The organism is Streptomyces sp. AM6-12 (assembly GCF_044327085.1).
GTDB lineage: Bacteria > Actinomycetota > Actinomycetes > Streptomycetales > Streptomycetaceae > Streptomyces.
In genome coordinates this window covers 3370303-3382732 of the sequence record NZ_JBIQWN010000001.1, presented here as the reverse complement: position 1 = coordinate 3382732, position 12430 = coordinate 3370303, and the positions used below count along the sequence as shown (strand labels likewise).

At 71.8% G+C, this 12430-nt stretch carries 9 protein-coding genes; 5 read left to right on the top strand and 4 right to left on the bottom strand.

Annotated elements, in window-relative coordinates; genetic code table 11:
* Positions 1-78: 78 nt before the first annotated feature.
* Positions 79-1521, bottom strand: coding sequence for a Na+/H+ antiporter NhaA (nhaA, locus tag ACE4Q9_RS15245; protein ID WP_397984777.1), 1443 nt, complete (start codon positions 1519-1521; stop codon positions 79-81).
* Between the two features lie 204 nt (positions 1522-1725).
* Complete coding sequence (gene acs, locus ACE4Q9_RS15240) at positions 1726-3684, bottom strand: acetate--CoA ligase (RefSeq protein WP_397984776.1); 1959 nt, start codon at positions 3682-3684, stop codon at positions 1726-1728.
* A gap of 358 nt (positions 3685-4042) precedes the next feature.
* Here acs and ACE4Q9_RS15235 point away from each other — a divergent pair, with 358 nt between their 5' ends.
* Entirely contained in the window at positions 4043-5314 is a 1272-nt protein-coding gene (locus ACE4Q9_RS15235; RefSeq protein ID WP_397984775.1) for a hypothetical protein, read from the top strand.
* Between the two features lie 68 nt (positions 5315-5382).
* On the opposite strand, the gene ACE4Q9_RS15230 is transcribed toward ACE4Q9_RS15235, so the two are convergent.
* Positions 5383-6438: an ATP-binding protein gene (locus ACE4Q9_RS15230; RefSeq protein WP_397984774.1), complete on the bottom strand. Its 1056-nt coding sequence runs from the start codon at positions 6436-6438 to the stop codon at positions 5383-5385.
* A 101-nt stretch (positions 6439-6539) separates the two neighbouring features.
* On the opposite strand from ACE4Q9_RS15230, the gene ACE4Q9_RS15225 reads away from it, so the two are divergent.
* On the top strand, positions 6540-7364 hold the full coding sequence (locus ACE4Q9_RS15225; RefSeq protein ID WP_397984773.1) for an oxidoreductase: 825 nt from the start codon (positions 6540-6542) through the stop codon (positions 7362-7364).
* A gap of 396 nt (positions 7365-7760) precedes the next feature.
* On the opposite strand, the gene ACE4Q9_RS15220 is transcribed toward ACE4Q9_RS15225, so the two are convergent.
* Entirely contained in the window at positions 7761-8591 is an 831-nt protein-coding gene (locus tag ACE4Q9_RS15220; protein WP_397984772.1) for an HAD family hydrolase, read from the bottom strand.
* Between the two features lie 601 nt (positions 8592-9192).
* Here ACE4Q9_RS15220 and ssd point away from each other — a divergent pair.
* From ssd to ACE4Q9_RS15205, 3 genes are read left to right on the top strand one after another with little or no spacing between them, the layout of a single operon-like run.
* The gene (gene ssd, locus ACE4Q9_RS15215) at positions 9193-10290 is read left to right on the top strand and encodes a septum site-determining protein Ssd (protein WP_397984771.1); all 1098 of its coding nucleotides are present in this window, start codon (positions 9193-9195) and stop codon (positions 10288-10290) included.
* Positions 10291-10346: 56 nt separating this feature from the next.
* A complete protein-coding gene (locus tag ACE4Q9_RS15210) occupies positions 10347-11576 on the top strand; it encodes a TadA family conjugal transfer-associated ATPase (RefSeq protein WP_397984770.1) in 1230 nt (409 codons plus the stop codon).
* A 7-nt stretch (positions 11577-11583) separates the two neighbouring features.
* Positions 11584-12429: a type II secretion system F family protein gene (locus tag ACE4Q9_RS15205; RefSeq protein ID WP_397987226.1), complete on the top strand. Its 846-nt coding sequence runs from the start codon at positions 11584-11586 to the stop codon at positions 12427-12429.
* The last annotated feature ends 1 nt before the right edge of the window (position 12430 follow it).

The following is a 12430-nucleotide window of genomic DNA, read 5'->3' as shown; positions in this document are numbered from 1 at the left end:
TCTCGTGTCCCTCGGGCCTCACGGCGGGCGGCCGCCCGGCCCCTGGGTCACCGTCTTGATTTGTACCGTCTCGTCAGATCATGCCGGACGGCCGCCCTCCTCGCCTGCCCCGCCCGGTACTTCCGCACGCCCGTCGCCCGCCGCGGCCGTCCGCTCGGCGGCGATCCGCCGGTGTTCGGCGGCCCTGCGCTCCAGGATCGCGGCCATGCGCAGGTGGTACGCCGGGTCGCCCTCCTCGTAGATGTCGGGGATGCCGTCGAGGTCGTCGTCGCGGTCCTCGGCCTCGCACAGCCGCCGGTACTTGGCGTTGCGTATCTTCAGCAGCACGGTGGCACAGGCCGCGGCGATCAGGGAGCCGGCGAGGACGGCGGCCTTGGTCTCGTCGGTCAGGAGCGCGTTCCCGTCGTAGGCCAGCTCGCCGATGAGCAGCGAGACCGTGAAGCCGATGCCGGCCAGCGAGGCCACGGCGAAGACGTCGGCCCAGGCGAGGTCCTCGCTGAGGGAGGCGCGGGTGAAGCGGACGGTCAGCCAGGTGCCGCCGAAGATGCCGAGCGCTTTGCCGACGACGAGGCCCAGCACCACGCCGAGGGTCTCCGGTCGGGTGAACAGGTCGCCCAGGGCCCGCCCGGACACCAGCACACCGGCGCTGAACAGCGCGAACACCGGTACCGCGAACCCGGCCGACAGGGGGCGCACCAGGTGCTCGACGCGCTCGCCGGGCGAGTGCTGCTCGCCCTCGCGGGTGGTGCAGCGCAGCATCAGGCCCATGGCCACGCCGGCGATGGTGGCGTGCACGCCGCTGTTGTACATCAGGGCCCAGTTGACGAGGGCGAGCGGCACGTAGACGTACCAGCCGCGCACGCCCTTGCGCAGCAGCAGCCAGAAGACGGCGAGGCCGAGGAAGGCGCCGCCGAGCGCGGCGAAGTTCAGCCGGTCGGTGAAGAAGATCGCGATGATCAGGATCGCGAAGAGGTCGTCCACGACGGCGAGGGTGAGCAGGAAGGCGCGCAGGGCGCTGGGCAGCGAGGTGCCGATCACCGCGAGGACGGCGAGCGCGAAGGCGATGTCGGTGGCGGTGGGCACCGCCCAGCCCTGGGTGGAGCCGTGGCCGGTGAGGGCGGTGACGGTGTAGACGAGCGCGGGTACGGCCATGCCGCACAGCGCGGCCACCACGGGGAGCACGGCCGCCTTGGGGTCGCGCAGGTCACCGGCGACCAGTTCGCGTTTGAGCTCGATGCCGGCGACGAAGAAGAAGATCGCGAGGACGCCGTCGGCGGCCCAGTGGGCGACCGACAGGTCCAGGCCGAGGGCGGCGGGGCCGAAGCTGAAGTGGCTGACCGCTTCGTAACTGTGGCGCAGTGCCGGGACGTTCGCCCAGATCAGGGCGGTCACGGCGGCGATGAGCAGGAGCACTCCGCCGACGGTCTCCGTGCGCAGGGCGTCCGCGACGTAGGTCCGCTCGGGCAGGGACAGGCGTCCGAAGACCTTGCGGACGGGGTGCGGGGCGCGGGGCGCGGTCACGGTGGGGACCTCCGGGAGTGGGCAGGACGGCTTGCCTGCCGACCAGACTTCCCGGCGCACCTCGGATGGATCTTGTTGAGTTCTTGACGCTTTGGTTACTTTACCTAACTTCTCCGACGAGGGAAAGACAAGCGGGACGGATGGGCCCTGACATGCGCGAGGGGCGCCCGGCGGGTGCCGGACGCCCCTTCACGTCGTACCGGGTCAGTCCTCGCTGGGGGCGGCGGGGAGCCTGGACTGGATGAGGTCCATGACGCTGGAGTCGGTCAGCGTCGTCACGTCACCGAGCTGGCGGTTCTCGGCGACGTCGCGCAGCAGGCGGCGCATGATCTTGCCGGAGCGGGTCTTGGGGAGTTCGGCGACGGGGAGGATCCGCTTGGGCTTGGCGATGGGGCCGAGGGTGGCGCCGACGTGGTCACGGAGGCTGCCGACCAGGGACTCGTCGTCCGCCGACGCCGTACCGCGCAGGATGACGAAGGCGACGATGGCCTGGCCGGTGGTCTCGTCGGCCGCGCCGACCACCGCCGCCTCGGCGACCGCGGGGTGCGAGACGAGGGCGGATTCGACCTCGGTGGTGGAGATGTTGTGGCCGGAGACCAGCATCACGTCGTCCACGCGGCCGAGGAGCCAGATGTCGCCGTCCTCGTCCTTCTTGGCGCCGTCGCCGGCGAAGTACTTGCCCTCGAAGCGAGACCAGTAGGTGTCCTTGAAGCGCTGGTCGTCGCCCCAGATGGTGCGCAGCATCGACGGCCACGGCTCGGTGAGCACCAGGTAGCCGCCACCGCCGTTGGGCACCTCGTTGGCCTCGTCGTCCACGACGGTGGCGCTGATGCCGGGCAGCGGGCGCTGGGCGGAGCCGGGCTTGGCGTCGGTGACGCCGGGCAGGGGCGAGATCATCATGGCGCCGGTCTCGGTCTGCCACCAGGTGTCCACGACCGGGGTGCGGTCGGCGCCGATGTGCTTGCGGTACCAGATCCACGCCTCGGGGTTGATGGGTTCGCCGACCGAGCCGAGGACGCGCAGGCTGCTGAGGTCGAACTTGGCGGGGATGTCGTCTCCCCACTTCATGAAGGTGCGGATCGCGGTGGGCGCGGTGTAGAGGATGGACACCTTGTACTTCTGGACGATCTCCCAGAAGCGGCCCTGGTGGGGGGTGTCGGGGGTGCCCTCGTACATCACCTGGGTGGCGCCGTTGGCCAGCGGCCCGTAGACGATGTACGAGTGGCCGGTCACCCAGCCGACGTCGGCGGTGCACCAGTAGACGTCGGTTTCGGGCTTGAGGTCGAAGACGGCCCAGTGGGTGTAGGCGGCCTGGGTGAGGTAGCCGCCGGAGGTGTGCAGGATGCCCTTGGGCTTCCCCGTCGTACCCGACGTGTACAGGATGAACAGGGGGTGTTCGGCGTCGAAGGCCTCGGGGGTGTGCTCGGTCGGCTGGGCGGCGAGGAGGTCGTGCCACCACACGTCGCGGGTGTCGTCCCAGGCGACGTCCTGGCCGGTGCGGCGGACGACGAGGACGTGCTCCACGGTGCCGGCCTTCTCGACGGCCTCGTCGACGGCGGGCTTGAGGGCGGAGGGCTTGCCCCGGCGGTAGCCGCCGTCGGAGGTGATGACGACGCGGGCGTCGGCGTCCTTGATGCGGGTGGCCAGCGCGTCGGCGGAGAAGCCGCCGAAGACGACGGAGTGGGCGGCGCCGATCCGGGCGCAGGCCAGCATGGCGACGGCGGTCTCGGGGATCATCGGCATGTAGACGGCGACCCGGTCGCCCTTGCGCACGCCGAGCTGGAGGAGGGCGTTGGCGGCGCGCGAGACCTCGTCCTTGAGTTCGGCGTAGGTGAGGGCGCGGCTGTCGCCGGGTTCGCCCTCGAAGTGGATGGCGACGCGGTCGCCGTGGCCGGCCTCGACGTGCCGGTCCACGCAGTTGTAGGCGACGTTGAGCGCGCCGTCCTTGAACCACTTCGCGAACGGGGGGTTCGACCAGTCCAGCGTCTCGGTCGGTTCCTTGGCCCAGGTCAGTCGCCGGGCCTGGGTGGCCCAGAAGCCGAGCCGGTCAGCCTTGGCCTGCTCATACGCCTCCGCCGTGACGTTGGCGTGTGCGGCCAGGTCGGCGGGGGGCGCGAACCTGCGTTCTTCCTTCAGCAGGTTGGCCAGGCTCTCATTGCTCACGACATCCGCCTTTCGAGGGTGTCCGATGTGTCCCAGCCCACAGCTCATCAGACGTGAGGGGCCGGTGACAAGGGTCGACGGGAAAATTGGTTTAGACCTGTGCGGACCGGAAGGGAGAGAGTGGAGCAACGATTCGCAAAGGGCGGGTAATGCCACGTAAAGATCGTTCATAACATTCCGGGGCAAATGGTCTAGGCGATCCCTCGCAATGGTGAATAAATCATTTGATCGGCTTGTCATCCTTATTCCTCCTCGGGTCCGTGTGATCTTGGGCGGTGCCGTCGGTTCAAACCCGGCGGATCACCACAAAAAGCCCTCGTCAGCGTTCGTCTGAGAGAAGGAAGAAGGTGGGCGGAACATGGCCGCCAACCAGAGGATCGCCGTCGGCGTGGTCGCCGCGGCCTGTGCTGTCTCGCTCGCGGCGTGCGGGACCGGCACCCATGGCGTGCAGGAGAAGACATCCGGCCCGCGGAAGGGGGCGCCCGCGGCACCCGCGCCCAAGAGCGCGCTCCGGCTGATCGGCGACGGATCGACCGCGTACACCGGTGCGCAGCCCCATCTGCCCAGGCCCGAGCGGCTGAAGCCCGGTCAGAAGCCCCCGCAGTTCGTCGTGTTCTCCTGGGACGGCGCGGGCGAGGACAGTCAGAAGCTGTTCTCGCACTTCCGCAAGGTCGCCAAGGAGAACAACGCCAATATGACGTTCTTCCTCAGCGGTGTTTATCTGCTGCCTGAGGACAAACGCGACCTCTACAAGCCCCCGCAGCACTCGCCGGGCAGCTCCGACATCGGCTTCAACGACCAGCAGGGGATCAGCGACACCGTCAAGCAGGCCCGGCTCGCCTGGCTGGACGGGAACGAGATCGGCACCCACTTCAACGGCCACTTCTGCGGGCCCGACGGCGGGGTCGGCACCTGGTCGGTGGACGAGTGGAAGAGCGAGATCGCCCAGGCCAAGCAGTTCGTGGAGAACTGGAAGACGAACTCCGGCATGAAGAACGCGGCCCCGCTGCCCTTCGACTACGACAAGGAGCTGATCGGCGGCCGCACCCCCTGCCTGGAGGGCCAGAAGAACTTCGTGCAGGCGGCCCGCCAGCTGGGCTTCCGCTACGACTCCAGCGGGGTCGACAACCAGCTCTGGCCGAAGAAGAAGGAAGGCCTGTGGGACCTGTCGATGCAGCTGGTCCCCTTCCCCGGACACAACTTCGAAGAGTTGACCATGGACTACAACTACATGATCAACCAGTCGGGCACCCAGACCCAGGGAGACCCCGACAAGTTCGACGCCTGGGGCGACCAGGTGCGCGACAGCCTCCTCCAGGGCTTCGACCGGGCCTACGACGGCAACCGTGCGCCCCTGGTCATCGGCAATCACTTCGAGTCCTGGAACGGTGGCACGTATATGCGCGCCGTCGAGGACGTGGTGAAGAAGGTCTGCAACAAGCCCGAGGTGCGCTGTGTCTCCTTCCACCAGCTCGCCGACTGGCTGGACGCCCAGGACCCCAAGACGCTGGAGAAGCTGCGGAGTCTGAAGGTGGGCGAGGCCCCCAAGCAGGGCTGGGCGTCCTTCCTCTCCGGCCGCCCGGCCCCGGCGCCCAAGGGAGTCCCCGGAGCGCCGGCCGTCAAGGGGTAGATGTCGGGCGGTAGTTGGCAGGAGCTGTCGGGCGGGGGCTGTCGGTCGGGGATGTCGGGCGGGAGCTGTCAGGCGGGCGTCGACACGCCGGCCTCGGCACCCGCCGCGACGCCGGCCTCTACGCCGCCCGCCGCGACGCCCGCTTCGAGGTCCTCTCGGATGCCTTCGCCGAGGACGAAGCCGGGGTCGACCTGCGCCGCCAGGTCGAGCCCGGTGCGCTCATTGCCCCACGACTCGGCGTTCTTCAGGTGGAAGTGCACCATCTGGCGCATGTAGCGCTCCGGGTCCCGCCGCTCGTACATGGCGTCCGCGGTGGCCCGCAGGGTCGCGAGCGCACGGGCGTTGGCCTCCTCCAGGAGGTCGAACCGCGGCGGGCGGCCCTTCTCCATGGCCCGCACCCAGTCCGAGCGCCCGACCGTGACCAGCAGGTCGTCCCCGACCTCCGCGCGCAGGAAGTCGATGTCGTCCTGCTCCTGGATCTTGTTGCCGACGACCTTCAGGGCGACGCCGTAGTCGCGGGCGTACTCCTTGTACTGGCGGTAGACGGAGACGCCCTTGCGGGTCGGTTCGGCGACCAGGAACGTCATGTCGAAGCGGGTGAACATGCCGGAGGCGAAGGAGTCCGAGCCCGCGGTCATGTCGACCACCACGTACTCGTCGGGGCCGTCGACGAGGTGGTTCAGGTACAGCTCCACCGCTCCGGTCTTGGAGTGGTAGCAGGCGACGCCGAGATCGGCGTCGGTGAAGGGGCCGGTGACCATCAGGCGGACGGCGCCGCCGTCGAGCTCCACCGGGCGCGCGCAGGCGTCGTAGACCGGGTTGGGCTCGCGCACCCGCACCAGCCGCGAGCCCCGTCCCGGCGGGGTCGTCTTGATCATGCTGGCGGCGGAGGCGATGCGCGGGTTGCCGCCGCGCAGATAGTCCTTGATCAGCGGCAGCCGCTCGCCCATGGCGGGCAGCGCGGCCGCCTCGGCCTCGTCCAGGCCGAGCGCGGGGCCGAGGTGCTGGTTGATGTCCGCGTCGATCGCGACGACGGCGGCCTCGGCCCGGGCGAGATGGCGGATGAAAAGGGAGGAGAGTGTGGTCTTGCCACTCCCGCCCTTCCCGACGAAAGCAATTTTCATGTTCACCAAGCGTAGTTGAATGATAGCTGTATGTGGCATGACTGAGTGAAGAAGACCACTCCTTCGTGGGGTCTGCCGGTCGGGTGCGTAGGGTCGTACTCATGAGTACGACAGGCGCGACCGCCGATCCGCTCGCGGCCCTGGGCGCACTGCCCGGCGTGGCCGAGTCCGTGGAGTCCGTGCGCAAGGCCGTGGACCGGGTCTACGGGCACCGGATCATGCGGCGCCGCAGCAACGAGATCACCTCCGAGGCCGCCCTGCGCGCCGCCCGCGGCTCGGCGGCGCTCTCCGGCGCCGACTGGGCGCTGGAGGAGGTGCGGCGGCGCACCGACTTCGGCACCGACGACGAGGCGCGGGTCATGGGCGCGGCCCTGCGGCTGACGGCCGAGGCGGGCCAACTGCTGTCCATCTGGCGGCAGTCGCCGCTGCGGGTGCTGGCCCGGCTGCATCTGGTGGCCGCGGCGAGCGACGAGAGCCGGGTCGGCCGGCCGCGCCAGGCCGGCGAGGCGGTGGACGAGCCGCTGGTCGAGCTGCCGCTGCCGGACGCGCGGGAGGTCTCCGGGCGGCTGGACGGACTCGCGGACCTGATCATCGCGGGCAGCTCCGCCCCGGCCCTGGTGACGGCGGCCGTGGTGCACGGCGAACTGCTCGCGCTGCGCCCCTTCGCCTCGCACAACGGGCTGGTCGCGCGCGCCGCCGAGCGGATCGTGCTGATCGGCAGCGGCCTGGATCCCAAGGCGATCTGTCCGGCCGAGGTCGGCCACGCCGAACAGGGGCGCGCCGAGTACCTGGCGGCGCTGGACGGCTATGTCTCGGGCACTCCCGAGGGCATGGCGGCCTGGATCGCGCACTGCGGGCGCGCGGTCGAGTTCGGGGCGCGGGAGTCGACGGCGGTGTGCGAGGCGCTTCAGCGCGGCGCGGCCTGAGGTTTCGCGGCTGGATGCGGACAGAGGCCGGCCGGGTGCGGACGAAGATGCGGCGGTACGAGTGCTCGTACCGCCGCTGGCATGAACGCCCGGTTACCAAGCGTCCTCGATAACTCGCCCATCAGGACGGGGACTTTGCCCGTACCTGGTGCGGCTGGCCCGTAATCGACGGGTCGACGTCGCGTGGGTGCCCGGTGTTCATGCGGTGGTCCGTGGGCCATTTGCGTAGTGACTGGGGATCCTCTCGGATGTCCATGGTCGCGCGGGCCGCTGATTTCTTTGTACCGCGCGATGCGGACAAGCGGAACCCCTGCCCGCACTTCTTTACTTTCGGGTGCAAGCAGGGGCGAAAAGGGCGCTCAGGGGCGCGCGGTACGTGCCGTCAGCCGGGGCTCGTCATACGGCGCCCCGGCGCCGGTTGGCGTACCAGACGAGGCCGGCCGTCGCGGCCGCCGCTCCCACGGCCGCCGCCGCGACGAGTGCGGGGCGCGGCGGTACGGAGAGGGTGGGCAGCCGCTTCTTGAGCGGGACGGGGCGGCGGAACTCCAGGACCGGCCAGTTGCGGGCGACGGCCTCGCGGCGCAGCGCGCGGTCCGGGTTGACGACGTGCGGGTGCCCGACCGCCTGGAGCATCGGCAGGTCGGTCGCCGAGTCGCTGTAGGCGAAGCAGCGGTCGAGGTCGTAGCCCTCGGAGGCGGCCAGTCCGCGGATCGCCTCCGCTTTGGTCGGGCCGTAGGCGTAGTACTCCACCTCGCCGGTGAAGCAGCCGTCCTCGCCGACGACCATGCGGGTGGCCACCACCCGGTCCGCGCCCAGGAGTTCACCGATCGGCTCGACCACCTCGGCACCGGAGGTGGACACGATCACCACGTCCCGGCCGGCCGTGTGGTGCTCCTCGATGAGCGAGGCGGCCTCGTCGTAGATGATCGGATCGATCAGGTCGTGCAGGGTCTCGGCCACGATCTCCCGCACCTGCTGTTGGTTCCAGCCCCGGACCATGTCCGAGAGATAGGCGCGCATCCGCTCCATCTGGTCATGGTCCAGACCGCCGGCCAGGAACACGAACTGGGCATAGGCGGTGCGCAACGCGGCCCTGCGGTTGATCAGCCCGCCTTGGTAGAAGGACTTGCCGAAGGTGAGTGTGCTGGACTTCGCAATGACTGTCTTGTCCAGGTCGAAGAAGGCCGCCGCGCGGGGCAAGGAGTGGTTTTCCACGCCCCTGAGCATAGGCGCCCACCATTCGGCGTAAGGTGGGGCGCGTGGGTTTGCCTGAGAAGGCTCTCGGGTACACCATGGAAGTCACGGATCGTTCGCGACCGTGCTAACCCGGTCCGGCTCCTCCCCCCCCGAGTCGGCCGTGGGGACGACCCCCGCTCTCCCCCCCGGCGGGGGTCGTCGCATGTCCGGACGGGTTTTCCCGCCTTTTTCCCTTCCCTCGCACGGCCGAGCGGCCGGCGCCTCCGCGTCGTGACCGCCGCTTTCGCCTGCCCATGATTCGTTACTCCGGGTAATCGTAGGGCTGCGCTGTGGATGCCGCACAGCGGTCGGTACCGGCGTCACCGGTTCGGGTGACGCGGTTATTCACAGGGCCTGAGTTGTCCACGGTTTTCGACCAAGATCCACACGATTTCGCGGATCGGAGCACGGTGATTCCCACGCCTCCCGCCGCGGCGAGTTCACGGCCGGTTCCGTTTGCGGGAGGCGTATGGCCGATTTCGGTCGGCCGTTCATGTCGCTGTTCACGCCGTTCATATGGAAGCCGCCCACCGGTTCTCCACATGTCGGGAAATCGCGTGGCCGCGGGGCCGCGCCGCGAAGGGGGAACACCGTGTCCGGAACCATCACCCATGACCCGCCAGCCGCCCGCGGCGGCGGTCCGCTCATCGTCACCGAGGACGCCGTGCTCCTGGACGACCTGCTGCGCCTGTGCGCGGCCGCGGGCGCGACGCCCGAGGTGCACCACGGTGTCCCCGACCAGGGCGACACCTGGGCGGCGGCCCCGCTCGTGCTGGTCGGGGACGACGCCGTCCACCGGCTGCTCGGGGCCGCGCGCCGGCGCCAGGTGGTGCTGATCGGCCGGGACAAGGAGGACCCGGACGTATGGCGGCGCGGCATGGAGATCGGCGCCGATCATGTGCTGATCCTCCCCGAGGGCGAGCAGTGGCTGGTCGACCGGATCGCCGATGTCGCCGAGGGGGTCGGCCGCCCGGCCCTCACCGTCGGCGTGATCGGCGGCCGGGGCGGGGCCGGCGCGTCCACCCTGGCCTGCGCGCTCGCCGTCACCGCCGCCCGCGAGGGGCTGCGCACCCTGCTCGTGGACGCCGATCCGCTCGGCGGCGGCCTCGATGTGCTGCTCGGCGGCGAGGGCGCCGAGGGCCTGCGCTGGCCGGCCTTCGCCGCGTCCCGCGGCCGGGTCGGCGGCGGCGCCCTGGAGGAGTCGCTGCCCGCGCTGCACTCCCTGCGGGTGCTCAGCTGGGACCGGGGTGACTGTGTCGCCGTGCCGCCGCAGGCCGTGCGCGCGGTGCTCGCCGCCGCCCGGCGCCGCGGCGGTGCCGTCGTGGTCGATCTGCCGCGCCGCCTGGACGACGGGGTCGGCGAGGTCCTCGCCCAGCTCGACCTGACCCTCCTCGTCGTCCCCGCCGAACTGCGGGCACTCGCCGCGGCCGGCCGGATCGCCACCGCCGTCGGCATGGTCGTCCGCGATCTGCGGGTCGCGGTACGCGGGCCGTACGCGCCCGGTCTGGACGACCGCGAGGTGGCCCGCCTGCTCGGCCTGCCGCTCGCCGGGGAGGTGCCGGTGGAGCCCGGCTTGCTGCGGCCGAGGGGCGGCGCGAAACCGCCGGGCGCGAGCGGACGCGGCCCGTTGGCCCGGTTCTGCACGGGGTTCTGGGAGCGGGCGCTGGTGGAGTCCGGGGGTGCGAGGTGAGCGCGGGCCGGGGGCGTGAGACGAACGGGGTCCTTGGACGCGGGGCGAGCTTCGACGTGCCCGACCAGGCCGCCCTGCTCGACGGGGTGCGCCGGCGGCTCGCCGAGAGCGGCGGCGAACCCACCCCGGCGCGGGTCGCGCAGGCGCTGCGCGCACAGGGGCGGGTGCTCGGGGACGCCGAGATCCTCCAGGTGGCCGAGCGGCTGAGATCCGAACTCGTCGGCACCGGGCCCCTGGAGCCGTTGCTCGCGGACCCCGAGGTCACCGACGTGCTGGTGTCGGCGCCGGATCGGGTGTGGGTGGACCGGGGCGGCGGCCTGGAGCTGACGCCGGTGGCCTTCCCCGACGCGGCGGCGGTACGACGCCTCGCGCAGCGGCTCGCCGCGGTGGCCGGACGCCGGCTGGACGACGCCCGGCCGTGGGCGGACGCCCGGCTCCCCGACGGCACCCGGCTGCACGCGGTGCTGCCCCCGGTCGCCGTCGGCTGTACCTGCCTGGCCCTGCGGGTGGTACGACCGCGGGCCTTCACCCTCGCCGAACTGGTGGCGGCCGGCACGGTCCCGCCCGGCGGCGACCGGATCCTGCGCGCCCTGCTGGCCGCCCGGCTGTCCTTCCTGGTCAGCGGGGGTACCGGCAGCGGCAAGACGACGCTGCTCAGCGCCCTGCTGGGCCTGGTCGGCGCGGATGAGCGGATCGTGCTCGCCGAGGACTCCGCCGAGCTGAGACCCGACCATCCGCATGTCGTCCGGCTGGAGACCCGGCCCGCCAACCAGGAGGGCGCGGGCCTGGTCACCCTCGAGGACCTGGTGCGCCAGGCCCTGCGGATGCGGCCGGACCGGCTGGTTGTCGGAGAGGTGCGCGGGCCCGAGGTCGTCCATCTGCTGGCCGCGCTCAACACGGGCCACGAGGGCGGCTGTTGCACGGTCCACGCCAACACGGCCGGGGACGTACCGGCCCGCCTGGAGGCGCTGGCCACGGCCGCGGGGCTCGACCGCGCCGCCCTGCACAGCCAATTGGCGGCGGCCCTGTCCGTGGTGCTCCACCTGGTGCGGGACCGGTCCGGACGGCGCCGGATCGCGGAGGTGCACGTCCTGGAGCGGGACGCCACGGGGCTGGTGCGGACGGTGCCCGCGTTGCGGTGGGGCGAGCGGGCGTTCGTGCGGGAGAAGGGGTGGGGGCGGTTAGCACGGCTGCTGGGTGGGGCGGGCGGGTTCGAGGACGGGTTCGGTGACGGCTTCGGTGGTGGCGAGGGTGACGGGTTCGGTGGTGGCGAAGGTGACGGGTGAGATGTCGATGGGGGCCGCGCTGATCTGCCTCGGCGCGCTGGGATGGCTGCTGTGCGAGCGGCACCACGGGACGCGGCGGGCGCGGCTGCTGCTGGCCGCGGGCGGGGGACCGGGGGCCGGTCCGTCGGTACAGGACCAACTCGTGGCGGCATTACGGCGGTTGCGCGCCCGTTGGGGAGTCGAGTGGTGGGCTCTGGCCGCCGGGCTGCTGCTCGCCCTGCTGGGCGCCTCGGTGCTTCCGGTCGTCGCGGGAGCGGCCGGGGTGCCCGTGCTGCGCCGGGTGCGGCTGGCCGGGGAGGCGAGACGTGACCGGGAGCAGCGGGTGGACCGGGTGATCGCCCTGTGCGGGGTGTTCGCCGGTGAGGTGCGGGCCGGACGGCAGCCCGGTGAGGCGCTGCTGCGGGCGGCGCGGGACTCGGGCGGGCTCGGCGAGGCAGGGGCGGCCGTGGTCGCGGCGGCCCGCTTCGGCGGGGACGTGCCCGGCGCCCTCGCCGCGGCGGCCCGGCAGCCGGGCGCCGAGGGGCTGCTCGGGCTGGCCGCGTGCTGGCGGGTGGCCGTCGACCAGGGCGCGGGGCTCGCGGCCGGCCTCGACCGGCTGGACGGCGCCCTGCGTGCCGAGCGGGACCAACGCGCGGACCTGCGCGCCCAGCTGGCGGGCGCCAGGGCCACCGCCGTCCTGCTCGCAGCCCTTCCCGCCCTCGGCCTCCTGCTCGGCGCGGCCATGGGCGCCGCCCCGCTGCGGGTCCTCCTGCACAGCGGCCCCGGCCTCGGCTGCCTGCTGATCGGCGCGGTGTTCGAGACGGCCGGGCTGTGGTGGTCGGCACGGATCGTGCGGGGAGCGGGGGCGGCGTGAG